This is a genomic window from Candidatus Contubernalis alkalaceticus, from assembly GCF_022558445.1.
GTDB lineage: Bacteria > Bacillota > Dethiobacteria > SKNC01 > SKNC01 > Contubernalis > Contubernalis alkaliaceticus.
This window is the reverse complement of the sequence record NZ_CP054699.1, coordinates 1,216,980-1,238,134: the sequence shown is the minus strand read 5'-3', so window position 1 is coordinate 1,238,134 and position 21,155 is coordinate 1,216,980. Positions and strand designations below refer to the sequence as shown.

At 42.4% G+C, this 21,155-nt stretch carries 38 protein-coding genes and 1 tRNA gene; 4 read left to right on the top strand and 35 right to left on the bottom strand.

Annotated features, from left to right (window positions below):
- Positions 1–89 precede the first annotated feature (89 nt).
- From HUE98_RS05985 to HUE98_RS05825, 33 genes are all read right to left on the bottom strand, one after another.
- Positions 90–422, bottom strand: a complete 333-nt coding sequence (locus HUE98_RS05985) for an HNH endonuclease signature motif containing protein (RefSeq protein ID WP_241422950.1) — start codon at positions 420–422, stop codon at positions 90–92.
- Between the two features lie 681 nt (positions 423–1,103).
- Complete coding sequence (locus HUE98_RS05980; protein ID WP_241422949.1) at positions 1,104–1,334, bottom strand: hypothetical protein; 231 nt, start codon at positions 1,332–1,334, stop codon at positions 1,104–1,106.
- Between the two features lie 63 nt (positions 1,335–1,397).
- Positions 1,398–1,877: a hypothetical protein gene (locus HUE98_RS05975; RefSeq protein ID WP_241422948.1), complete on the bottom strand. Its 480-nt coding sequence runs from the start codon at positions 1,875–1,877 to the stop codon at positions 1,398–1,400.
- Between the two features lie 264 nt (positions 1,878–2,141).
- Positions 2,142–2,588 (bottom strand): hypothetical protein, encoded by a 447-nt coding sequence (locus HUE98_RS05970; RefSeq protein WP_241422947.1) that lies wholly within the window; start codon positions 2,586–2,588, stop codon positions 2,142–2,144.
- Positions 2,589–2,613: 25 nt separating this feature from the next.
- On the bottom strand, positions 2,614–2,772 hold the full coding sequence (locus tag HUE98_RS05965) for a hypothetical protein (protein ID WP_241422946.1): 159 nt from the start codon (positions 2,770–2,772) through the stop codon (positions 2,614–2,616).
- 21 nt (positions 2,773–2,793) lie between these two features.
- Positions 2,794–3,126 carry a hypothetical protein gene (locus HUE98_RS05960; RefSeq protein ID WP_241422945.1) on the bottom strand — a complete coding sequence of 111 codons (333 nt, stop codon included), beginning with the start codon at positions 3,124–3,126 and terminating at the stop codon, positions 2,794–2,796.
- A 14-nt stretch (positions 3,127–3,140) separates the two neighbouring features.
- Positions 3,141–3,359, bottom strand: a complete 219-nt coding sequence (locus tag HUE98_RS05955) for a hypothetical protein (protein ID WP_241422944.1) — start codon at positions 3,357–3,359, stop codon at positions 3,141–3,143.
- Between the two features lie 50 nt (positions 3,360–3,409).
- The gene (locus HUE98_RS05950; protein WP_241422943.1) at positions 3,410–4,474 is read right to left on the bottom strand and encodes a ParB N-terminal domain-containing protein; all 1,065 of its coding nucleotides are present in this window, start codon (positions 4,472–4,474) and stop codon (positions 3,410–3,412) included.
- A gap of 242 nt (positions 4,475–4,716) precedes the next feature.
- Positions 4,717–6,339, bottom strand: a complete 1,623-nt coding sequence (locus HUE98_RS05945) for a PcfJ domain-containing protein (protein WP_241422942.1) — start codon at positions 6,337–6,339, stop codon at positions 4,717–4,719.
- Between the two features lie 13 nt (positions 6,340–6,352).
- Positions 6,353–6,694 carry a Cas9 inhibitor AcrIIA9 family protein gene (locus HUE98_RS05940; RefSeq protein WP_241422941.1) on the bottom strand — a complete coding sequence of 114 codons (342 nt, stop codon included), beginning with the start codon at positions 6,692–6,694 and terminating at the stop codon, positions 6,353–6,355.
- Between the two features lie 20 nt (positions 6,695–6,714).
- Positions 6,715–7,281: a hypothetical protein gene (locus tag HUE98_RS05935; RefSeq protein ID WP_241422940.1), complete on the bottom strand. Its 567-nt coding sequence runs from the start codon at positions 7,279–7,281 to the stop codon at positions 6,715–6,717.
- Entirely contained in the window at positions 7,278–7,580 is a 303-nt protein-coding gene (locus HUE98_RS05930; protein ID WP_241422939.1) for a hypothetical protein, read from the bottom strand. The genes HUE98_RS05935 and HUE98_RS05930 overlap by 4 nt, the downstream gene beginning before the upstream one ends.
- Positions 7,581–7,603: 23 nt before the next feature.
- Positions 7,604–8,158 carry a hypothetical protein gene (locus HUE98_RS05925; RefSeq protein ID WP_241422938.1) on the bottom strand — a complete coding sequence of 185 codons (555 nt, stop codon included), beginning with the start codon at positions 8,156–8,158 and terminating at the stop codon, positions 7,604–7,606.
- A gap of 15 nt (positions 8,159–8,173) precedes the next feature.
- Positions 8,174–8,563 (bottom strand): hypothetical protein, encoded by a 390-nt coding sequence (locus HUE98_RS05920; protein ID WP_241422937.1) that lies wholly within the window; start codon positions 8,561–8,563, stop codon positions 8,174–8,176.
- Positions 8,564–8,578: 15 nt separating this feature from the next.
- A tRNA-Ala gene (locus HUE98_RS05915) sits at positions 8,579–8,654 on the bottom strand.
- A 28-nt stretch (positions 8,655–8,682) separates the two neighbouring features.
- A complete protein-coding gene (locus HUE98_RS05910; RefSeq protein ID WP_241422936.1) occupies positions 8,683–8,949 on the bottom strand; it encodes a hypothetical protein in 267 nt (88 codons plus the stop codon).
- The gene (locus tag HUE98_RS05905; protein WP_241422935.1) at positions 8,946–9,281 is read right to left on the bottom strand and encodes a hypothetical protein; all 336 of its coding nucleotides are present in this window, start codon (positions 9,279–9,281) and stop codon (positions 8,946–8,948) included. Before HUE98_RS05905 ends, HUE98_RS05910 begins: the two co-directional genes overlap by 4 nt.
- Positions 9,282–9,286: 5 nt before the next feature.
- Entirely contained in the window at positions 9,287–10,567 is a 1,281-nt protein-coding gene (locus tag HUE98_RS05900; protein WP_241422934.1) for a replicative DNA helicase, read from the bottom strand.
- Positions 10,567–11,418: a DUF4373 domain-containing protein gene (locus tag HUE98_RS05895; RefSeq protein ID WP_241422933.1), complete on the bottom strand. Its 852-nt coding sequence runs from the start codon at positions 11,416–11,418 to the stop codon at positions 10,567–10,569. Before HUE98_RS05895 ends, HUE98_RS05900 begins: the two co-directional genes overlap by 1 nt.
- On the bottom strand, positions 11,419–11,610 hold the full coding sequence (locus HUE98_RS05890) for a hypothetical protein (RefSeq protein WP_241422932.1): 192 nt from the start codon (positions 11,608–11,610) through the stop codon (positions 11,419–11,421).
- A gap of 119 nt (positions 11,611–11,729) precedes the next feature.
- Positions 11,730–12,047, bottom strand: coding sequence for a hypothetical protein (locus tag HUE98_RS05885; RefSeq protein ID WP_241422931.1), 318 nt, complete (start codon positions 12,045–12,047; stop codon positions 11,730–11,732).
- A gap of 43 nt (positions 12,048–12,090) precedes the next feature.
- On the bottom strand, positions 12,091–12,828 hold the full coding sequence (locus HUE98_RS05880; protein WP_241422930.1) for a hypothetical protein: 738 nt from the start codon (positions 12,826–12,828) through the stop codon (positions 12,091–12,093).
- A 37-nt stretch (positions 12,829–12,865) separates the two neighbouring features.
- The gene (locus HUE98_RS05875) at positions 12,866–13,033 is read right to left on the bottom strand and encodes a DUF6906 family protein (RefSeq protein WP_241422929.1); all 168 of its coding nucleotides are present in this window, start codon (positions 13,031–13,033) and stop codon (positions 12,866–12,868) included.
- Positions 13,034–13,143: 110 nt separating this feature from the next.
- Entirely contained in the window at positions 13,144–13,695 is a 552-nt protein-coding gene (locus HUE98_RS05870) for a phosphohydrolase (RefSeq protein WP_241422928.1), read from the bottom strand.
- A gap of 271 nt (positions 13,696–13,966) precedes the next feature.
- Positions 13,967–15,175 (bottom strand): tyrosine-type recombinase/integrase, encoded by a 1,209-nt coding sequence (locus tag HUE98_RS05865; protein ID WP_241422927.1) that lies wholly within the window; start codon positions 15,173–15,175, stop codon positions 13,967–13,969.
- 62 nt (positions 15,176–15,237) lie between these two features.
- A complete protein-coding gene (locus HUE98_RS05860; RefSeq protein ID WP_241422926.1) occupies positions 15,238–15,423 on the bottom strand; it encodes a hypothetical protein in 186 nt (61 codons plus the stop codon).
- Complete coding sequence (locus HUE98_RS05855) at positions 15,423–15,653, bottom strand: hypothetical protein (RefSeq protein WP_241422925.1); 231 nt, start codon at positions 15,651–15,653, stop codon at positions 15,423–15,425. Before HUE98_RS05855 ends, HUE98_RS05860 begins: the two co-directional genes overlap by 1 nt.
- Positions 15,653–15,973, bottom strand: coding sequence for a hypothetical protein (locus HUE98_RS05850; protein WP_241422924.1), 321 nt, complete (start codon positions 15,971–15,973; stop codon positions 15,653–15,655). Before HUE98_RS05850 ends, HUE98_RS05855 begins: the two co-directional genes overlap by 1 nt.
- A 181-nt stretch (positions 15,974–16,154) precedes the next feature.
- Positions 16,155–16,496 carry a hypothetical protein gene (locus tag HUE98_RS05845; RefSeq protein ID WP_241422923.1) on the bottom strand — a complete coding sequence of 114 codons (342 nt, stop codon included), beginning with the start codon at positions 16,494–16,496 and terminating at the stop codon, positions 16,155–16,157.
- A gap of 194 nt (positions 16,497–16,690) precedes the next feature.
- A complete protein-coding gene (locus tag HUE98_RS05840) occupies positions 16,691–16,927 on the bottom strand; it encodes a hypothetical protein (protein ID WP_241422922.1) in 237 nt (78 codons plus the stop codon).
- 104 nt (positions 16,928–17,031) lie between these two features.
- A complete protein-coding gene (locus HUE98_RS05835) occupies positions 17,032–17,214 on the bottom strand; it encodes a tudor domain-containing protein (protein ID WP_241422921.1) in 183 nt (60 codons plus the stop codon).
- Entirely contained in the window at positions 17,214–17,765 is a 552-nt protein-coding gene (locus HUE98_RS05830) for a helix-turn-helix domain-containing protein (protein WP_241422920.1), read from the bottom strand. Before HUE98_RS05830 ends, HUE98_RS05835 begins: the two co-directional genes overlap by 1 nt.
- Positions 17,766–17,933: 168 nt before the next feature.
- Entirely contained in the window at positions 17,934–18,278 is a 345-nt protein-coding gene (locus HUE98_RS05825) for a hypothetical protein (RefSeq protein ID WP_241422919.1), read from the bottom strand.
- Positions 18,279–18,542: 264 nt separating this feature from the next.
- Here HUE98_RS05825 and HUE98_RS05820 point away from each other — a divergent pair, with 264 nt between their 5' ends.
- On the top strand, positions 18,543–18,782 hold the full coding sequence (locus tag HUE98_RS05820; RefSeq protein WP_241422918.1) for a zinc-ribbon domain-containing protein: 240 nt from the start codon (positions 18,543–18,545) through the stop codon (positions 18,780–18,782).
- Between the two features lie 5 nt (positions 18,783–18,787).
- Here HUE98_RS05820 and HUE98_RS05815 read toward each other — a convergent pair whose 3' ends face one another.
- A complete protein-coding gene (locus tag HUE98_RS05815) occupies positions 18,788–18,946 on the bottom strand; it encodes a hypothetical protein (RefSeq protein WP_241422917.1) in 159 nt (52 codons plus the stop codon).
- A gap of 54 nt (positions 18,947–19,000) precedes the next feature.
- Between HUE98_RS05815 and HUE98_RS05810 the strand changes: the two genes are divergently transcribed.
- Positions 19,001–19,525: a hypothetical protein gene (locus HUE98_RS05810; RefSeq protein ID WP_241422916.1), complete on the top strand. Its 525-nt coding sequence runs from the start codon at positions 19,001–19,003 to the stop codon at positions 19,523–19,525.
- 151 nt (positions 19,526–19,676) lie between these two features.
- Here the strand turns inward: HUE98_RS05810 and HUE98_RS05805 are convergent, their stop codons facing one another.
- The gene (locus HUE98_RS05805) at positions 19,677–19,907 is read right to left on the bottom strand and encodes a helix-turn-helix transcriptional regulator (protein WP_241422915.1); all 231 of its coding nucleotides are present in this window, start codon (positions 19,905–19,907) and stop codon (positions 19,677–19,679) included.
- A 186-nt stretch (positions 19,908–20,093) separates the two neighbouring features.
- Between HUE98_RS05805 and HUE98_RS05800 the strand changes: the two genes are divergently transcribed.
- The gene (locus HUE98_RS05800; protein WP_241422914.1) at positions 20,094–20,741 is read left to right on the top strand and encodes a helix-turn-helix domain-containing protein; all 648 of its coding nucleotides are present in this window, start codon (positions 20,094–20,096) and stop codon (positions 20,739–20,741) included.
- 5 nt (positions 20,742–20,746) lie between these two features.
- The gene (locus HUE98_RS05795; protein ID WP_241422913.1) at positions 20,747–21,148 is read left to right on the top strand and encodes a hypothetical protein; all 402 of its coding nucleotides are present in this window, start codon (positions 20,747–20,749) and stop codon (positions 21,146–21,148) included.
- Positions 21,149–21,155: the final 7 nt, after the last annotated feature.

The following is a 21,155-nucleotide window of genomic DNA, read 5'->3' as shown; positions in this document are numbered from 1 at the left end:
TTCCCGGGCGGCCCCCCCTCGTATTAAAAATTACCCCGGGGTGTGAACGAAGTAGGGCGCCGGTCCTGGGGGAGAGCCCTTTCCAGGCCTTAGGGTAGGGGGGGTATTATGTTGGGGTTGGCCTCTGCCTTAATTACCCTTACTTTCCCCAGTCTTTTCTCCGACTTCTTCTTCTTACGGTTTCCCCCACCCCTCTCCGGATGCTCCTTGTTGTGGCAAGAAGGACAAACACTTTCGCAGTTGTCGGGTTCCAGGGCTCGCTCTGGAAATAATTCAATGGGCTTTTTGTGGTGGACTATATTGGCAGTTCTCAACCTTTTTTTTCTCAGACAGTGCTGGCATAAATAATTGTCCCGGACTAAAATAAAAGCCCGGAATTTTAGCCAGGCAGTGGTTTTGTAGAAAGGATTTACTTTTTTCATTTTGCTATTTTACTTTTAACTCCTTACCGTTCTTCAGGATGGGATTTTCCGCAAGCCTAGCACTAACCTGTTTCAATTTAATATAATTAAAATGATAATATAATTATTTATAATTTACATATAATTAAATTAGCTCTTTCTTACATTAAATACCGCTTGTTTTTTTAATAATTTAAACATATACTAAATATAAGAAATTTATGAAGGGAGGAATCACTGTGAATAATTTATTAACATTTTTAGCGCTGTTGGTTTGCTTAGCTTTAATAATCACAGTTTGGATTTTACTCATTGGATAGGCATTAAAAAGACTGTGAGCAGAAATAGATAAGATAAAAGCTCATCGCAATATTAATGCAGTAACATATTTTTTTTTACATTTAGATTAATAAGATAAATGATATAAACACAAAGACTGCAGAAGTCTTTTTTTAGTGCCAAAAAACACAGCAAACACGGGACTTCTTTAAAACAATAATATGAAAATATTTTTCTTCTTGAATTATCAGCTTATGGTTATCTATATAAAAAGAGCCCAAAGGCCCTTGCTTGCTTGATTTTCTATTAATCATAAAATCATAATAAGATTAATAATATAATTATTTTACAAAAAAATACAAAAGAAACTTACGAAAAAGGTCTTTTTTAGTTTATAAAGAAAAAGAGCCCGTAGGCTCTAAGTTACTTTGTGTAATCAAAAGTATTAGTATAATCGCATTGCATACATCTGGCAATTAATACCTCTGGCTCATCATTTTCTTTTATACTAATTGCCTTCGCTGTCGCTTTATCAGGCTCTGCGGTATGAACGTCATAAATTCTATCACTTAATTTGTTTGGTATTACATAAATCCATTTAATCTCTTCCCCGCAATTTTTGCATTCTGTTTGTCCTTCAAGCTTAGGAATCATGCTCACCTCCCTCCCACCAACTCCTTTCGACAAAAAGGAAGGTATTTCTTCATTTATTCAGATTTACATTAATGAACGAACAATCGATATTATTAGTTTACAATAATCTTCTTGCCAATGCTGATTTACATCATCTTTGCTGCTAAGAATAAGTTCACTCTCATCTTTAAATTTTATTATTGCCTTATATTGTATTTTATGTCTAGCTTCAGTCAAGTTTCCACTTACATTTAAACTTGTAATGTCTTCTATTTTCTTTAATTCAACTTGAAACTTACAACCCTCATCTATAACCTTAGCAATAAATATTTTTCCATCCCTAGTAAATAAAACTACCTCAAGGTTATTCTCATTGCATTTTTCTTCTTCACTACTACTTAAAAGCTTCTTAGGATAAACTGTTTCAACTTCTTCATCAGCAACAAATAGCTTAGCTTGATACAAAAGTTTCAAAAGCAACATCCATGATTCTTCGCCTTCTCTATGTTGTTGGCTCACAGCGTAACTTTTTAAATTAGCGATATTTGTTATTCTCTCAATCACATGAAAGCACCTCCTTCACCATTTCCTATCTATTTCGGCAAAAAGAAGGCATTCCCTCTGTTGCAAATTGTAAGGTATTGTCGAATATAAGAAAACCCGCTGCTCATTGCAACGGGCTTAATTTACCCCGGCGGTAGCCGCCTACCCCCGCCGGAGAAAGGAGGAAAAACATCTGTTGAAGCATTCCTGAGGTCCTGCTCTTGCTGACTGTTCTTAGTATAAAACTATAACACGTTTTTCCACCCTTTCACTGTCAAAATCCTGTCAGGTTAGTCCGCAGTATTCCGCTACCCTCGTAACCACCTGTTTCCGGAGCCGATAGAAGGTGCTTTCAGATACATTCATAGTCCGCCAAACCTCGGGATTCTGCTTCCGTAAATCATATTTTAACCAGATTAGGTTATTTTCCTCATCACTTAGTGTTTCCCGGGCCCTGGCCATTGCTTTCCGGTGCCGCTTCTTTTCCTGTATTCTTCCCAGGAGGAATTTTGCCCTGAGGCTTTCGTTCCGCTTTATGGTCCACCGCTCCGGCTCCGATGAATCGGAATGGCCCTGGATATTAGTTAGGTCCAACACAGACCCCGGACCACTGGGATACATTTCGGCCAATTCTGCTTCCATCTGCTCGATGGCCGTGTCGTAGGTTTTGTACTCGTATAAAAGTTTCTCTATAAACCTGAAGTCAGCCTCACAAAGCTTTTCCTCGGTCACCAGAGCTATTCCCCCTCATCGTTATCTATTCTCCATCCAAATATCTACTTCTTCTCCGCAATGGTCTAACCTTGAGCTTAGCACCCTTTAACTTTTGCCCGATTACCGTTACTAGTAATTCTTTTTGCCATGGGTAAAGTTTAGTTTGCAGGGCTTTTTCTATCCTTTCAATTGTCTCTTCCATCAACATTCTTCTCTCAGGTGTTCAGCGGTCATTCTGGCCACGCTCCTTAAAATATTTTTCCAGCTCCTTCTTAATCCCAAGCTGCTGTTTCTTCAGCTTCTTATCCATTTTAACAAGCTTCCGGACCTCTTCTTCATTCCCCAGCCGAGAAGCCAGCTGAACATCATCTCGGATCCTCTTCCGCTCTTCTGAGAGATGCTTAGTTTCTGCTGTCTCATAATAACCGGTATATTCGGTCCCGCATTCCCAATGAGTGAAGTAATGCTCTCTTACTTTCTCACCCTTGTATTCCCGCTCTCTGATTTGAACATCTATGGTGAAGCTTTTACCGCAAACATCGCAAGTTACCTCCATAGGAACATGCCTCCTCAATCCCCCAAGCTACTTGACCTAAAAAATCCTTTTAACTCCTGCGTAATTTCTTTCCCCTCTATAACCTCTTTTAGTTTCAACTTCAGGTAAGTATTCTCCGATTCCAGGTCCGAACACTGGCCGATGTCCATAAGCGCCACCAAAAACCAGGTCACAGCCATGCCCAGAATCCCGCCCACCAGCATCCCCTGCCAGAATTCGCTCAGCTCTATCAATTGGATTCACTCTCCTTATAACCTCTCAAGCATTTTTCTGGCAAGACCGGCTATAGCACCCTTATAGCTCTGGCACTCTTCCGGAGCCACCTCTTTAATCTCATCCAATATATCCAGTAACGTCTTAAAATTATAGTCACCACTGTATCAAACTGCACCCGAAATTTCAGGATTTGCTCAGGTTGCCCAGCTTTATTCTCCAGTTGCCTGGTCTTTTCCCTCAGATCATTTAGCTCTTTTTCTACTTCTTCCGGAACCTTCTCGACCGGCTCATTTATTTTTTTCGTCAATTCCTCAACCTGGCCTTTGGCCGCTGCAAGTTCATTCTCCAACTGTTTTATTTTCTCATCTGACGAACCTGTCTTTTTGGCCTCATCCAGCAGGCCCACCAATCTTTCAACTTCTGTCTTACCTCTTTCCCTCTCTTTTTTTAATTCATCCTGGAGCATTTTAACAGTGCCTTGAGTGTCTTTTAATACCTGGTTTGTGGTGTTGACATTAGATTGCAGGCTTGAGGTTTCTTCTTTGAGCTTATTTCTCTCCTCAACTACCTGGTCTACTGTGTTTTGGGCTTTTTCAAGCTTAGCTTTCAGCTCATCCCGCTCCTTGAGAATTTTTTGATAAGCTGCATGAGTAGAGATATCTCCTTTATCCCACTTCTCCAATGTTTCCTCATCGGCGTTCTCTGAAATGAACTTTTCTTTATAGAATTGCGCCCTGCTTCCGATGCCCGACTCCTTCGATGCTTCCTGGGTTACTTGGTCTTCATCAAGGTCTAAATTTAGACCTTGTAAGCGCTTAAGTTCAATGAGTTTTTGAGCATATTCGAGCCGCTCTTTTCTGGTAAACTCTTTCCTGCTTTCATTTTCCGATATTTCCAAATTTAGCTGATGCTCGTAGTCTTTTACAGACATAACCCGGACCTCAACCTGACTGTAACCCAGTTTATTTATTGCTCTTAACCTTCTTTCCCCGGCAATCAGCTCATATTCAGGGGTTACAACAGGCGGATTGATTAAGCCGTTTTCCTTGATGTCCTGAGCAAGTTCATCTATGTCCCCATAGTCTTTACGAATACGGTCTTTGACTGTTATTTTCCCAATGTCGATAAGCATTCTAATTTTCCCTCCTTGTCCAATTTGTCCCATTCTTTTTAGTAATCCTACACGTTTATTTTTCTTGCCAAATCGCATTAGCAAAATATTAGCAACCAGGCAGTATACTAAAACCGTTGAATTTTTGTTATGCCCCGCAACCTCTTTATTGAAGGTTGTCTTTCCCATGATGCAATTCTTTATAAGTTATAACGACCAACGGACTGTTAATCCGTTGTTAAATACCGTGGTTTTGCCCTTTTCTATGCAGGCACGGCTTCCTTGGATTCCTTTTTGCTTGTCACCTTCACGTCTGATGTATTAATTTTGATGTTGGCATACTTTGCCCAGTCTAATATTTCACTATTTAATTTAACATTACTTGATACCGGCATGTTCCTATCTAGTTTAGCCTCAATTAATTCCTTACCTCTTATCCCCAAGCAAGCTGCCAGTCTTCCTGTATCATCAGCCACCAAAACAATCCAAAGCTTATTATCTTTCATATTATCACCGTATGCCGCCACACAGTTATGAAGCTCATGGCCAGCCTCCAGTAACTGCATGGACTCTTCAGGGAGAAAAAACTTCAGCCGGGACCGCTGCATGGACAGTCTTTTTACAATGTAGTCCGGAACGGTAAATTTTACATTCACGTGGGTTTGCCGTTTGTGCTGCAATGACATCCAATCGTGAAGATCTCTTAATTTAACTGGTTCCTCTTTAAGAGATTTCTTGTTTTCATCGTTCAGCTGGCCGTATAGCCTGGCACAGTCAAACATGTTTAACTCTGAGCTTTCCCAAACCAGTCGATTAACGCCAGCCTCACCATAAAGTTTTTTCATGGCTCTTAAAAACTTTGGGATTCCGTCATAATCTTGATGTCTCCATGTGTCAATCATTTTCCGAACTCCATAAAACGTGCTGATTGCATGGTCATAGTTTTTACACAGCCTAAAGGACGTTGAAAGCATCTTAATTGCAAACGGATCCTCTGTTAATATCCGCCTTACCAACGGCTTGTCCGGCAAAGAATGATTTTCTATCAGTGCGGTTAAAAAGTCTTTCTTCTGCCGGGTTTTGCTCATAATGCGGTCCATATAGCGGTATTTTTTAATTAATTTGTTTCTCCAAAAATCCCGGATATCAAGAGGAGCCCCTCTGTATTCCGCCGGCAGGTTGGGAGCATCCGGACACGCTACACGGTATGCTATGTTAAGGATTGGAATCAGCAGTATCCCCCAATAGGTACCGGAACTGACAAACATTGAGGGCACCTTGTGTTTTAAGCGCTTTTCTAGCTTACTTTTAACGGTTTCCCGAAGGACCTTCAGCAGTGCATTCAGTTCTGACTTTTGCTCTGCGTTGGCCAGACTGTTTGAACAAAAAAACCGGAGTATGCTTTTTAGAAAAAAATCCAGCTCGAAGGGATTCCCTATCTCAATCGACTCCTGTTTTATGCCGGTGCGATAATTTGTGAATGAAACAGATTGCTTCGCAATATCAAACCGAAAGGTTTCCTTGTATTGCCTTTCGTAAACGCCTAAATAGTCGTTGAATTCGAGTGTGTTGCTGTAGACCTCCAGGGTAACCACGGTTTTATACTCTTTGACTACTAAGCGCGCTCCATCAGGAGCCGGCGCCCCTCGTTCTATATAGGCCACATATTTGTCATGTTTTACCCTGCAGTAGGGGCAGGTAAAATAATTGCCGCGTTCATATCCGTGCATACTTTGTGGGAGCCTGCCCCAGGCTGAGGAAAATATCTGTCCACAGCCCTCACAGAAATATTGGAAATGATGCAGCCCAGTGTTGCGGTGGCCAAGGTCCTCCGCGTAGGCGGTAAACATATGGGGTATTATTACTTCTGCTGCTATTTTTGTCATTTGTCATTACCCCCTACGAAAGGAAATCGTCCAGGCTTACATCAAAGTCATTACTATTTTTTGTCACCAACTTTGAAACAACTGGTGCTCCCTGCTCAATCTCGAAGTATTTCAGTGCCACTTCAAAACCTTCCTGGTCCGTCAGCACCCCGCAGCCGTCTACCTGGTGCTTTCGGGCCTCTTCTTTCATCTCTACCAGGCTTCCCTTGATGGTTTTCCCCTCCGCCAGGATCTGCTCTGCTGCCTGGGGGTTGTTATTCAGGTATTCAATTAAAAACTCACCTACCACCTGGACATACTTATTGTTTTTATCTCCATCCATCTCGGTTTTTAGCTTTTCTAAGGCTTTTTCCATTGAGCTTTCCTCCTTTGCTTTTAATACCTTTCTTTCATTTTCCTTATGTGACGTTTGTTCTCCCTGGCAACGTCAACCCCCAGTTTCTTCAGATAACCATACAACGCCTGAATGACATCGAAGGCCTCTTCTGTCACCTGGTCAATCCTCAATTCACCGATTTGGGCACTGATAAACTCAGACCATTCCTCTAACACTTTATTAGCCTGGCCAGTTGCATCCAGACCATGCAACTCCAGCTCCGCAAGCTCGAGTTTTACCATTCCTGCACACCGTATTTCATCCATAAATCCGTGCATCCCCTTCTCTTTTATGTCGTCACTACAGCCTTCACGAATAATAGTTTTTACAAGCCAACTATATCCTTCCAACATTGCGTAGCATATAATCCATACCCCTGGTTCCACCTCTACCTTTAATGCGCCCCGCTCGTTAGGTATGGCACCCTTCATTACTTCGGTTTCGAGCCGCTGTTCTGCCAGTGCTTTAAAAGAATTAATTTTCCTTTTCGGGAGCCGCTGGTGAAAACGTTTTACTGCATGGGGTTCCAGCATAATTTTATACCGCCGCCGCTCTCTGCGCTTCACATCCGCCTCACCTGCCCGGAGCCAGCTTTGTTTAAAAACATCACATCCTCGATACAATCAGCAAGCACATAGAGTCCGCCGGCCGCTTCCAGATCTGTTTGGAATGTCACCTGCTCCTTCCGTTGCTTTCCCTCGGGGGCTTTCAGCTCGATGTGAACCACATTCCCATTTTTCACGGCTACAATATCCGAAAGCCCCGCATAACATCCCAAGCCCTGAAGGTTATGGTATACAAACCAGCCGGTAATTCTGAGATAATCTACTACTTGCTTTCGTATGTCTGACTCTTTTAGCGCCACCTTCCGCCACTCCTTTTCCGAAATCAGGATTGTTCTGCAGAAGTCCATACCTTTACTTCCACGGTTACCTTTGCATTCTCAAGCCTTTCCAGTGACTTTGCTGTGCCCAAGAGCTCAGCGGCGGCCACTTTGCCGGAAGAAGTGATGAATTTTTCGATGTCGGGCTTACTAGATTCTTTGATTTTCGGGGTTTCTTTGATTTTCTCCAGCCCATCTCTATCATCATGGGATTCATTTTCCTCGGTTTTGGGCGCTTGATAGTTAAGTCTTATTCTCTCTTCCTGAATGTCTTTTTCCTGAAGGTCAAAAAGCTTGCGAAGGATATGCACGCATGAAGGCTTTGCGTTAAGCCTCTTTGCCACCTCACTGGATTTAAGGCCTTCTCTCACCAAAAGGTCTTTAAGCTCCTCTCTGGAATATTCCATCACCTTTTCCACAGCGATTTTGCCCTTCATCCTTTTCTCTGCCAACAGCTTTTCAGCATCCTCATAACTCATGGTGGTCCTTACTACCGTGCAACCTAAATCACTATCTTCTTTCGTGTCTCCACTTGGGTTAACCAAAGGTTCCGTGTCCAATTTAATCACCCCTCTTTAATAGTCTTCCTCCGGCTCTTGGTGTTTCTGTGCTTCAAAATATTCCTCGATCTGCAGCCTGATTTCTCGGTGCTCTAGTTCCAGGTTGTCCGCGATTATTCGGATATGTCTAACTTCTTCTAAAACATCCTCATAAAGCTCCAGTGCCCCTTGCTTAAACTCAAGCTCTCCGTAGAGCTGTTCGTTAAGGTCCAAAACTCGCTGTTGGAATTGCAGGTCTTCTAAAAATTGTTCGGTCATCTCTAACACACTTTCCCTAACTTCTGTCTCCGAAAGTGCCGTGCGTCGCTCCGCTGTCCTGGTTCCCAACACAAAAGCTAATAACATGCAGACCAAAATAACCGCGGCTATTCTCCAGTTCCTGTTTGGCATAGTGTTTTCTTCCACACTCTCACCACCTTTTGGAGGCCAGGCCGGGAATTGAACCCGGTCCCTTCGCCTATGCCCGGCGAATACGCTGCCCTTACACCACCCGGCCTTTTTTGATACTCCGAATCACTTCGAATTTATTCGTTCTCCCAGTTAAAAGCCTCATGTCCTTCCCACTCATCTTGGGTGAGGACGTTCCACTCCTGGAGCCAGTCATTCATCAGCTCCTGGGTCTCGGAGTAAGGCTCCAGTTCTTCACGGATCTCCTCCCGGACCGCCTGGCGAATCACCTGCTCCAGCTCAGCATCCCGTTCTGGAAAGTCCACCTGGTTGTTACAGTTGACCTGCCACATGAGCAGTATGGCCAAAATCCAGCATGCTATGATACACAGCCACTTTTTCAAAAGTCCTCACCTCTCTGTGTTCCTGTTTTCTGCTTCATCGCGTTATCCAACCTCTGCACTGCCAGCACTGCTTCATCCAGACTTTTCAGTGCATCTGTGATAAAGCGCCGGCACTCTTTTTTAGCTCTGCGGTCCAACTTGCTGTTTTCCACTAACAAAATCATGCACTTTATGTCCATTATCGTTATGCCTATCTCTCGGGGATTAAGATTTTTCAGGCCTTCTCCATACATTTCGAGCATGGCCCACATGCGATTTTTGCGGATCTCTTCTAGCTGGCAACCGTTTAATAGGCCAAAGTTAGTTGTTGAATATTCGGTGGCTTCTTCCATGGCTCTCACTCCTCGCAATAATTATCAAACCGGGTATACTCCGGGGTCCACAACAACTTACATGCCCCCGTTGCTCCATCCCGAGTTTTAGCAGCTCCTATTTCCGCAATACCGGTATGGTTTGATTTATCCTTTTCATAATAATCCTCTCGGTAGATAAATAGGACCTTGTCCGCCGCTTCCTCAATATTTCCGCTTTCCCTTAAGTCACTTAAGGCAGGTCTTTTATTATTCCGGTCCTCCACTTTCCGGTTCAGCTGTGCCAGGGTAATAATTGGCACATTGTATGCATGTCCTATCTGCTGTATATTTTTTGCTATGTTCCCGATATGGTTATGAACACTACTGCCCCGTGGTTGAGGGTCGCTAAGAAGTGTAAGGAAGTCAATCATCACTAGTCCGACATCACCCTTTGCCGCTTCCCGGGCTATTATGCTTCTGATTTCCGTAGTAGTCCTCACATCGTCTCGGATTACTAAGGGCATTTGACCTACGTTACCCATAACAGTTATAAGCCTATTAAACTCTTCTTTTTCCAGCTTTCTGCGCTTAAAACGGGTGGCATTAATACTGCCTTCTGTGCAAACTATACGGTTAATAAGACGTTCCTTTCTCATCTCCAGAGAAAAGATAATTACCTTTTTCCCTCTCTTTGCTACATTACGGCAAATACACAGGCCAAAGGCTGTTTTGCCCATTGACGGTCTTGCGGCTATGATGATGTTCTCCCCCCTTTCCAACCCGTCAATAAGCTCGTCCAGGTCATAAAAACCGGTAGATATCATATTAGGATTTTTCCCTTGCTCATGCTCCTTACAGTATTCATCATAAGCAACCAGGACGATGTCTTTTACACTTGTTTCTTGAGAGCTGTTTATGATACCGAGTGCCTTTTCGGTCCCTTGTTCAATGGCTGTTACAACATCCAGGGGATTAGGGTATTTTTTTATGTCTAACGGGTCTACGGCCCGGAGCTCTGAGAGTAACCGCCTGGCATAATAATCCCTGACCATTTTTGCATAATCTTCAGCATGTGCGGAAGTAGGAGTTTCATTCACGGCATTCATAATCTGTTTTAAGGCTTCAGACTTCAGGTTGAGGGCATCATTTATGGTGGATATATCTACCTGGCGCCCATCAGCCTGTAAGGTAACGGCCATATCAAAAACTTTTCCCAGGAGAATATTTTTAAAATAACTCCCATCGGGCACATACTGACGAATTAAATCTATGCAGTTGGGCTCTGTAATGACAGAACCGATGAGAGATTTTTCTGATAGTGCCATTAGTGTCCTCCAAACTTGCCATAAAGCCTTTTAAAACCTTCTTCCAGTCCCGGGTAAGGAAGGTCTTCTTCGGATTTTTCCTCCGGGTCTGAACGGGGTTTAATTTGCCAGTATGAAGGAAGATCCTCTTCAATCTCAGGAGGCTCAATATAATCCTCAAATGGTTTTTTATCCCCAAGGAATGTTTTGCCGTGCTTTATGAATTGTTTTTCCTTTCCCTGACAGGCCTTTAAGTAATGTTTTGCGGATTTGATGAGTTCTTCTGGAGTATGTCCTTCCTTTAATCTGGCGTTCCATTTTTCATACGCTGCTTTCTTTTCATTTTTCCGGGGGTAATATTTCCAAAATTCTTCAAACTCGGGAGTATATTCTTTTATTTTATTTACTTTACTTTTATTTACTTTACTTTGTGTACTTTTGCTTTCATCATACTTACATTCTGCCGACATAGTGTCAACAATAACCCCAAAGGAACCGTCAATAAGCAGGTATTCCGATATCACTTCGACGTCTTTCCGCCGCCTAACTATCTCCTGATACCTCTTTTGGATGCCCGATGATGTAAGAATGCTGTATTTGTCAAAAAGTGTTTTATCAAAGATCCCTCGAGCCAAGCACTCTTTTATAACATCTAAAACCATAGAATAGTCAGCTTTAATATCATCGGAAAATAAAAGACATGTATCATCGTCCCAGTCAACGTAATATCCGTTTGCATAAATATATTGATACAGCTTAACAACGATACTGAAGCCGGCTATACCGTATTTCATTTCAATAAATTTAAACTTTTTACATAAATGAACATCAAGCGGAAAATAGTCTAAGCCCTGCTTGTTTGGCCTGGCCATCTAATCACCCTTTGTAAGTTTGTCCATTAATTCAGTTACTTGGCCACCAAACTCCAGCAATAATAAATATAAGTCTGTTTCATCAATAGGCTCTCCTGTCTGGAACCTGTAAAGCCTGCCTTTGGCCATTTCTTTGGCAGCATTCTGTACCTCGCTCGCATATTGGAATCCTGGCGCCTTAGTAGTGCTCATAATATCTCTCCTTTGTAGAACTTTTGTTCCCACTATACTAAATAATATTTTTTTATAAAGCAAATTTTATGTTTCACAGTGTTTCACAGAGAATTATCTTCCTTTCTCCTATATTTCAATTACAAGTCCATCTCAGCCGCCTTCTTTTTCCCGCATTTTTTACAAATATAAACCTTTGGGGTTATAACCATCCAAATATCCGAACTTCTTTTGAGCTGTTTTCCGCAATCTTCGCAGGACATCTCTCTTATTTTATAGTCACAAGATATACCTCTTGGCTTCCTTACTTCTGCCGATCGTCTTTCCCACCTTACCCCGGCGTGGTGACAGTAGCAGGTTGGTCGGGATGGCATCGGCTTACCAATCATCTTGGCAATACTGGGTGCAACCCCGGCGTGATACTGGTAATGCTGGCATGTTTGACATTTACTTGCCACAGGTTCACTCAACTCCCTTTGTTAACCACAAATTTAATGCATCTTACCTAAATTCTGCCTGAGGTTCTTCCTCCGGCTCAACCTCGTCCTCTAGATAATCAGAATCGACTTCAATTGTTGATCTAGCCTGATACAGCTTGAGAAGATAGAGCTTAAATGGATCTAAGTATCTTAAAGATTCGATAGAAGAATCGATTTTATCCTCAAACCTCCATGGGGATTCTTGGAATTTGGTAATGATAATTTCGTGATTCATTTTTTCATCTTCTTCACACTCAAAAATAATTTTTGCAGACTTATACCAGCTCCAGGATTTTTGTTCGTTATATTCTATTTCCATGGCGATATTAACATTTTCGTAAGAAGGCGAATCATCCATACATACTTCCAAGCCATCGGTATCTACATTTTCGGCCACATATTTTGCAAACTCTTCAAAAATCTCAGACACTTTAATAATTTTTGGCAGTTCACGATCAACCATTAATTCTTTAAAATTCTCAAGTATTTTTTTATTGTCCAGCGCTGTCTTCTTCAGGATTTCGGTTAAAATGCAGTCTAATTTAACAATGTATTTTGAGTAATCGTAACCGGATAGCTGCTCTAACATAACGCTTTTAATTTTTTCTTCGATTACTTTTGTAACGTCTCCGTAGTGGCCCAATAATTTTTCAAGGGCATTATTGATCCCTTTTTCAAGATTTTCAGCTATTAACTTTTCCACTATGCCTTCTTCTAGTTTCTTTGTAATTACGTCATTAATTGATTTTTCAATATTCACAAAATCACTCTCCTTTTCGCTAATCACAGATTAAACGCTAACCCCTCGCCAGCTTCCGGTATATTGTCTTCTTCTGCCCGGTCTCCCGATGCGCCAAGGTCAGCTTGTTCATCTCATTTTTGACATATAACCAATCAGCTGGATCCAGGCCTTCCTTTTCCAATACATCTATCATTGAACGGTGCAACTTTTTCCCGTTTTTCATCTTTCCACCTCACTTGTTCAGATTTCCCTGTTTGTCCACTAGTCAATCAACAGAGGAAAATATTTCTCCCAAAAGCAAAAATTTTTAGTCATTCGGTTAAGTTGTATTAATCACCTTAAAAGCATCTCCAATTGATTTACAAAAAGATGTTTAATGTCAGTAATAGGCCTCTCACAAATAACAGTTTCGTCATCTGGAGAAATATCAGTCAGCCAATCCCCCCAACTATCAAACGTCATCAGGACCTTGGCCTCTGTAACCAGCATGATTGTATCAATTTTAGAAATCGTATTCCCTTCTATGGAGTTCGGCGGCCGAACATTTAACGCTTCATAGACAGTTGTCATGATATTATTTTCAATGTTCTTAAACTGAGGTAAATACGGCTTTAAGGGCTTAGCCACATCTGAAACATAAGCCTCTGCCGCATCATGCAATAAGCAGAGTAACTGATACCTTTGCGGAAGTTTCATCCTCTTTGCATGTTCGGCACAATTTAAGCTGTGCTGGGCTACTGAAAAGAAAAACTTGCTTTGTCCGTTGTAGCGGCACATATGACTTAACCCGTGCGCTATATCCTTAATACAGATATCTTCCGGCCTGGGATCCAGCGGCCAAAACTTTCTACCGGTATATGTCTCAATCCAGTCACCTTTTCTCATGCTTGCAACGACACCTTCTTCCCGTTTGGTTTACCATACTTTCATCCATCACTCTCACCTCAACTTGCATTAGCAAAACATTAGCATTTAGTCTTTTATTTTAAAGTGTTAAGCGGATATTAAAAACAGATAAACCTTTATTTATAGTTGTTTTTTCCACCTTAGCCGACTAACTATTTATAAGCTGACCAACGGATTTAAAGTCCGTTGGTGGAACCCCTAAAAAGGCACTTCCATTGGGTTATTTAGATTCCCTTGGTTCCGCTGACCCCTAATTATTGAATAACATTTCTTGAATTTTGTCCGCTGCATGGGCCTGCATGTTTGGCAATACATGACTATAGAGGTCAGAGGTAATACCAATATTCGCATGGCCCAGCCTTTCCTGTACCACTTTGGTGGGCTCCCCAGCTTTAAGCAGTAGGGTAGCATGGGTATGGCGAATTTCATGGAACGTGAGCCGAGGGAGTAACGGCTGATCCTCTTTCACCAGCTCCCGGTTCAAGGCTTCCTGGGCATCGCTGAAATGTCGGATTAGGTTCCTTTTATTGATGGGGGTTCCACATCTAGTTTGGAACACTAGGTCATTTTCATCCCGGGCTTTAGCAGCCTTTTTGGTTTGCTCACCCTTGGCCTGCATTTCTGACTGGTAGCTCCTCAGCACATTAACGACGCTAGAGGGTAAAGATATGGTTCGTCGGGATTTTTGGCTTTTAGGTTCCTTAAACTGAACGCTTTTCCCAATATATTCTAAGACTTGACGGACGGCCAAAGCTTTAATATCTAGGTATACATCACGCCACCGCAGGCCCAAAATTTCTGACTGGCGCATCCCTGTTGCAAACGCGAGGAAGTATAGTGCGTAATAAGAATTATCTTTCATAAAATCCAAGAACCGCTTTACTTGGGGCTCTTCCCAAACATTCATATCTTTCTTCTTTCGCTCCGGAAGTTCAAGGCTTTCAGACGGGTTTGTGGCCAACATCTTCCACGGATATACGGCTTGTCCTAAGGCACGCCTGATAGTGGCGTGAATGTAGCGAACGGATCTTGGGGAAAGGGGTCCAGGTCTACCATCCAAGCGGCTACCTGGCTTTAATAAATCGTTATACATCTGCTGCAGGTGATGGGCTTGTAGCTTACCCAATTTAACGTCCCCCAGTTTTGGTATCAGGTGCCTTTTAACAATCCCTTCATATCGGCTGTAAGTGCTATGGGCAACCTTTGTTTGGGCATGGGTTAACCAGAATTTTAAATAATCAGCCACCGTCATGTCCTCTGTCACCACATAGGCCCCGGTATTTACCTTTTTAATGAGATCATTCATAATGGCCTCAGCCTCTTTTTTATTAGCTGGGCGTCCCTGGCTTAAGATTTTTGTAGCAGAAAACCACTTATATTCCGGCTTCCCACCAGGCCCAGTACCCATATAAAGAACAATAGTATAATGTTTGCCACGTTTTTTTAGGTGCCCACGCATTTATGCTCCTCCTGTTATTCTTTGGCCAAAGCAAACTGTGTCAGGCTACTTATTTTTAATCCCTATTCATCCATGTTATTCAGGCTATCATCAATCCCCTTAATGGCACATACACCAAAATTATCAGCCCACCAGGCGCATTTTTCTTTTGGGCATTCCACTATATGCAAGTCTGCGCTAGGCCCACTTAATGGACTATATTCACTTATTGGCCTTGACATCATAGGGCATATCTTCGCATCCGCCATCAGCAAATCACCTCTATTCCTTCTTCTTTTAGCGCCTTAATCCACATCTCTTTTACTTCCTCACTACAGTGTTCCATGGCATCCTTCCATGTGGGCCACCGACCATGTTTTGCATAAAAAGCATATTGGTAATAAAGGCTCTGCTGGTTGTGTGGTAGTTCAGAGGGGTGGTCTGTAGCACACTCTTGGCAAACGCCGGGCTTAGGAGGAAGCAACATCATTCTCGCCATCAGCAGATCACCTCTCCTTCCTCTATCAGCCATCTTACAGCTGTAGCAATCGTTTCGGCATCTACAGGATTCTCAAAGTCCAGGTATTCTTCAATGTCCCACCCCTGGCAGTCAGCCGGCACGAAACCGGCACGACTAAAGCCGGAAGAAGGAACCGAGACAAGGAATCCACGGGGCGTATCCATGACCGATACCAGCATGGCCGTACCCCGGCCTGCAACCCTGTAAAGATTGCTGCTCTCTTCGTATATCTCCACGGACCAAACAGTATAGCCCATTTTTGCTTGTGCTGTGCCGATAGGCTCTTTGGTTTTTGGCATTATGCTTCCTCCTTTTTAATGATTGGCGGGGGCAGGGATTTGAACTCTGCATGTCGCTCATCTACGAGATAAGAAAGTTCAGTGTTGCCTCTAACTCACTGGCACCTCAGAAACTCAACGACAGAATCCCATTGATTCTCTCGTAAAAGTGCGTCTACCCTTTCCGCCACCCCGCCGAAGGTTATTCACTCTCAAGCCAGTCCTCTACCGTAATTTCCTCAACAGCAACTCCAACCTCAAGCCCGCTTTTTATCAGGCAAGTTATTCGTGCACAATAGGCGCGCTCTCTATATACCCAAACAATTTCTCCCGGGTAAATATCAGCACCGCATCCTTGGCAATTCTCCACGGGTTCTTGCCACTCTTCCTGGCACTCCCCCTCTACCTCATCTAAAGCCTTATCAAGTTTTTCCATTATTTTGTATACTTTCTCATTGCCAGAAAAGGCCCATTCGTGGTTACTTGCTATATATCCAAGGAATATCGATAGTTCCCTTACCTCTTCTTTGCTTAACTGGAGCATTTAATCACCTTCCTTTAATTAGGCAGAGTGTTTGCCGGCATCCCTTTTCCCCGGCCCCAGCCTTGGTATTCCCCGCGGCTCATTCCGTCCACATCCATTACCCTGCATTTTATTTTCAGCCGGCCCGCGGGGGAGCTATTGCAGGCCGGCCTAACTTGTGATATTATCTTTTTAACAAATCAATCTTCGACGAATTACCTTACTACCGCCTCAAGGGCGGTTTTTTCTTTTTCCGAGCATCCCAGGATCCCCAGGCATTCTTCTAGCCATTCTTCTGTATGTTTGACCATGGCCATAAACCCCGAGCTCTGTCCCCGGACATAATCACCATCATCAGGATTGCACTGCATATCTTTTTTGACATTACGGAGTATTTGTAGCCGCTGCTTTATTGTAGCTTCTAACTCCTTGCATTTAAGACACCCTTCCACCAGCAGCAACTCCTTTCTTTCCTCTATTCCTTTCAGCCATCTTTTCCGCCAATGGTTTCCAGCCTTTGAGCCAACGCTTAAACCGTTTGTTAGAGCCTATAAACTTAACCATGATTCTCTGCTCTTTCATCCGCTTCCCTCGCTTTCCTCAGATTGTTTTTATGGATGATGTTCGTTTTGCCAGTATCCAGGCGCTCACACTCATAGTAGTGACCGTTGCTGAGAATGGATTTTATCCTGTGCCATATGCCGTATCTGGAAAGCACCCTTTCTCCCACCTCAAACATCACACCGCCTCCTCAAAAGATAGTTCCGGCTTCCTGCTGTCCACATACCGCTTTTCAAAACATTTCTGGTTATGTTCCTTGACCAGCTGGCCTACATCAAGGAAATCCCACAGTCTAAGCTTCAAGGTCTCAATCACATGCTCAAGGTCTAAAAGCTCCTGGGCCCATTTCCCTATTTGGGTTAGCTCCCCTTCCGTGCAATCACCTTTGTCCCTTTTATTCAGAAACAGCTCTGCCAGAACTTCTAGTGCCTCGGCTGCCTCCCTCTCCTCCATCCGGTATTTGGTCAGGATGGCAGTGGGTGAAAGGTCCACATTGTTCAGCACATCGTAGCAGTATCTGTGGCCTATTACACACTGTTTTCGGCAGTAAACCATTGTAAGAGTGGGGCAATCCAGAATGTCGGACAGTTGAAGGGCATCTTCAGGAGTCATGTTCTCTTCGTCAGTGATCAGGCGCTGGTAACTACTGAGTGACATATGTAACTTCTTCGCAACATAGCGCTGGGGGACTTTCTTACGGTATCTGGCAGCCTCGATTAAATCTCTCATGATGCTTTGTCACCTCCTTTTTCTCATAATTTGACAACTTGGGTTATTTCTTGACCCGGTAAATGTTGGTAAGATAATGGTTATAGAAGGAAAATGATAATCATGATTGCTATTGCTGCATAGGTAAATATCCAGGCGTTCCTATCATTTTCTAACCAGCGGATAAGCTTAGTGTAAATTGCCCTTAACCCCCTTTCTTTCATAAGCCTCTCTGATAGTGATGACTTTAGACCTTGAAGCAAACCGCTCAGCTTCGCACGTCCCCCCGCAGTAAATCTCTTCAGGAAAAGCCTCATTCACACTGGCGCTCTCTCCCAGCTCCTTCTCGCACCAGGAGCAGCTGTTAGGGTAGAGAGTGCCGCCCACCTCTACACATTCCTGGTATTCACGAGACATGACCTTGCCTATAACCTTTTTCATGAACTCTCTCACCGCCGGGTATTCTGTGCTTTCTGCGACGTCCCGGGCATCCTTGAGAATCTGGTCCCGGTTAATTCGGATGACTTTTTGCATGATTTCACCTCCTCCCCTTCAAATTCTTGAGCTTTTCCAGACCCCATGTGAAGCAATTTACAAAACGCCTGAATCTGCTCTGTGGATAGCTCTACCCATCGCTTTTCATCGTGTATGATTTTTCCGGTTTTTAAGTTTACAGTGCGTCGCACTGACAGGTAGGCTTTCATGGTTAGGCTCCTTTTTAAAACTTCTTCTGTTACAGGTAGCTCTTTCCAGTTATAATATTTATTAGAGGCAAGGAGATGGGGAAAGGAGTTACCTTTGAATAACATTAATTTTAAAGACTTGTTTAAAGGTAAAAACACTGATGTTACCTGTCCGAACTGCCATACAGCTTTCAAGGTTGCCGCCACAAAGCTGTTGGAATCCGGACACTTAATTGAATGTCCTTCGTGTGGGTTTAAGATGGTTACTGACGAATCGGTTAATAAATCAGTTGACAATGTTAATAAGAGCATTAAGAATCTGCAGAAAAACATTGACCGCTTAAACAAAAGCTAAAATAACTAAACTCCCTTCTCCTTGCCTTCTATCTGTGCAATTCTTTCTATTTTGACTAAGATAGAATCAACACGCTTTCCAAGTTCAGATATCTTTAATTCTGCTTCCTCTGTATCCAACGAGAACTTTGCCTTTATCTCTGTTGCTTTAGCCTGTTTGGTCACACTTTCACCTCCTATAGAACTGTAATCATATAAAGTAAAGAAAGGAGCGAAACAATGTCTGTTCTTCTAGGTTTGAATTGGCTATTTGAAGGCCTAGTAACTGCAATCTTGGTCTTCGGATTAACGGCTTACTGGGACTGGCGAAATAATAAACGTCACTATCAGAATCTTTTTAGAGTTCTCATGGAGGAACTTCAAACAAATTACCAAGCTATTGTTTTAATTGAGAAAGATATATTCGACCAAAGCCATTCCTTCAACACAACCGTTTGGAAAACAGTAAAATACGAATTAGCAAAATATTGTAAAAAAGATTTATTTGGGCTTCTTGTGAAAACTTATGAACATTTGGAAAGCTGGAAACTTCAGCACGATATTCTCTGCCCGCATTTCTCACAAATTAGAGAGCAAAGCATTATGAGCCTAAAACTTTTACTAAGAACATCCTTAGTTCATTTATCAAGGGCAGGCAAGGCAGAACAATTTCTGGATTTAGATGAAGAAGGAATATTAGGCCAAATTCCACCATGTGACCATGCCAAGCAGTGCAATAAAGATGATAGCAAATGTAACGCTTAATCTTTTTTTTATCCTGTTTTTCCTTGTTACATTTTCAACATATTTTTTTGCTTCTATGTTTTTTTCTTCATGGCGCCTTATATAGTCACACATATTTGATGGACATTTTTTTACTTGTTTTGCACTTTTGCCGGCCATTATTCTCACCTCCTTAGGCGGTACTAGATTTGGAGTGCCTCGTATCGTGGCAATTATCTTCAAAAAAAAGTTCTTTCACGTCAGCATTGAAATATTTAGCTATTTCCAATGCAAGCTTTATAGTGGGATTACGGTTTCCTGTTTCAATCATTCCATAAAAGCTTCTTGTAATGTGTAGGTCATCAGCTACTTCTTGCTGTGTTAGCTTTCTACTCTTTCTATGCTTAATTAAAATCTCTCTCATAAGATGTGCCCCCTTTAATGCCACTAAACGTTGCAACCTTAGCTTTATTATATTGCCACCTATCGTTGCATGTCAACCCCTTTTCCGAAGTTTTTGCACTTTTTTGTTGCACTTAATGATTGTGCTGTTTTTACCGTTTATCAATGCAACATTATGTGGTATTATGCTTATAAGGGTGGGGATACTTTGAAAGCCTTAGCACGTAGGTTAATTGAACTTAGAAAAGAAAAAAAATTAACTCAACATCAGCTTGCGGAGAAAATTAATATCTCACGTGGCTCTATTTCCATGTATGAACTTGGAGAACGCAATCCTGATTATGAAACGTTGCAAATAATAGCAGATTTCTATAACGTCACAACCGATTATCTTCTCTCACGTACCAACAACCGCAAAAAAGTTTTACCCGAACCCACCGACCAAGAACTGGAAGAACTCCTTAAACACAGAAATATTAAATTTCACGGCGAGCCCCTGGACGATGAAGACAAAGAATTCATTATCGACTTCACTAGGATGCTTAAAAGAAAAAAAGAACCCTCTACTATCAAAGAAAAACAAAAAAAAGACCTGCCCACAGTCAAAGAACAGCAATTCAATTACAACCCCGATTTGGAAAAACTTGTCCCCAGAGACGAACCCGACCTCGGTCAGGCGCTGGTGAAAATATCAGCCACAGCCTACAAACATAAACTGTCCCAAGAAGAAACACTTTACCTAACACAAAAGGCAATAGACCACTACGGGATACCTGAGGCACCAGAAGACAGCTGGGCGGCTCACGGCCCGAATATGCCGGGTCAAATTGGGCGTGAAGAAAATGAAAAGGAGTGAACCCCATGACTGACCGGCAGATGTTAGAGGCCATACTTAACAAAATCTCTGAAATGGATGCAAGTATGGCCACCAAAGGTGATCTATCCGGGGTTAAAGATGATTTAAAAGGAGTTAAAGGTGAACTATCCGGGGTTAAAGATGATTTAAAAGGAGTTAAAGGTGAACTATCCGGGGTTAAAGATGAAATTACAGAACTTAATACCGAAATAAAATTTGTAAAAGAAACCGTTATCAAAATCGAAAACGAGCACGGACAAAAATTAGCCGCTCTTTTTGACGGTTACAAGCACAATTCAGAGATCCTAACAGACCATACCCTTTGCTTAGAGCGCATCGAGAAAAAATTTACTACTCACGACATTCAAATTCACGTTCTGGAAAAAACTAAAGACAGCAAGCGGTGATACATGC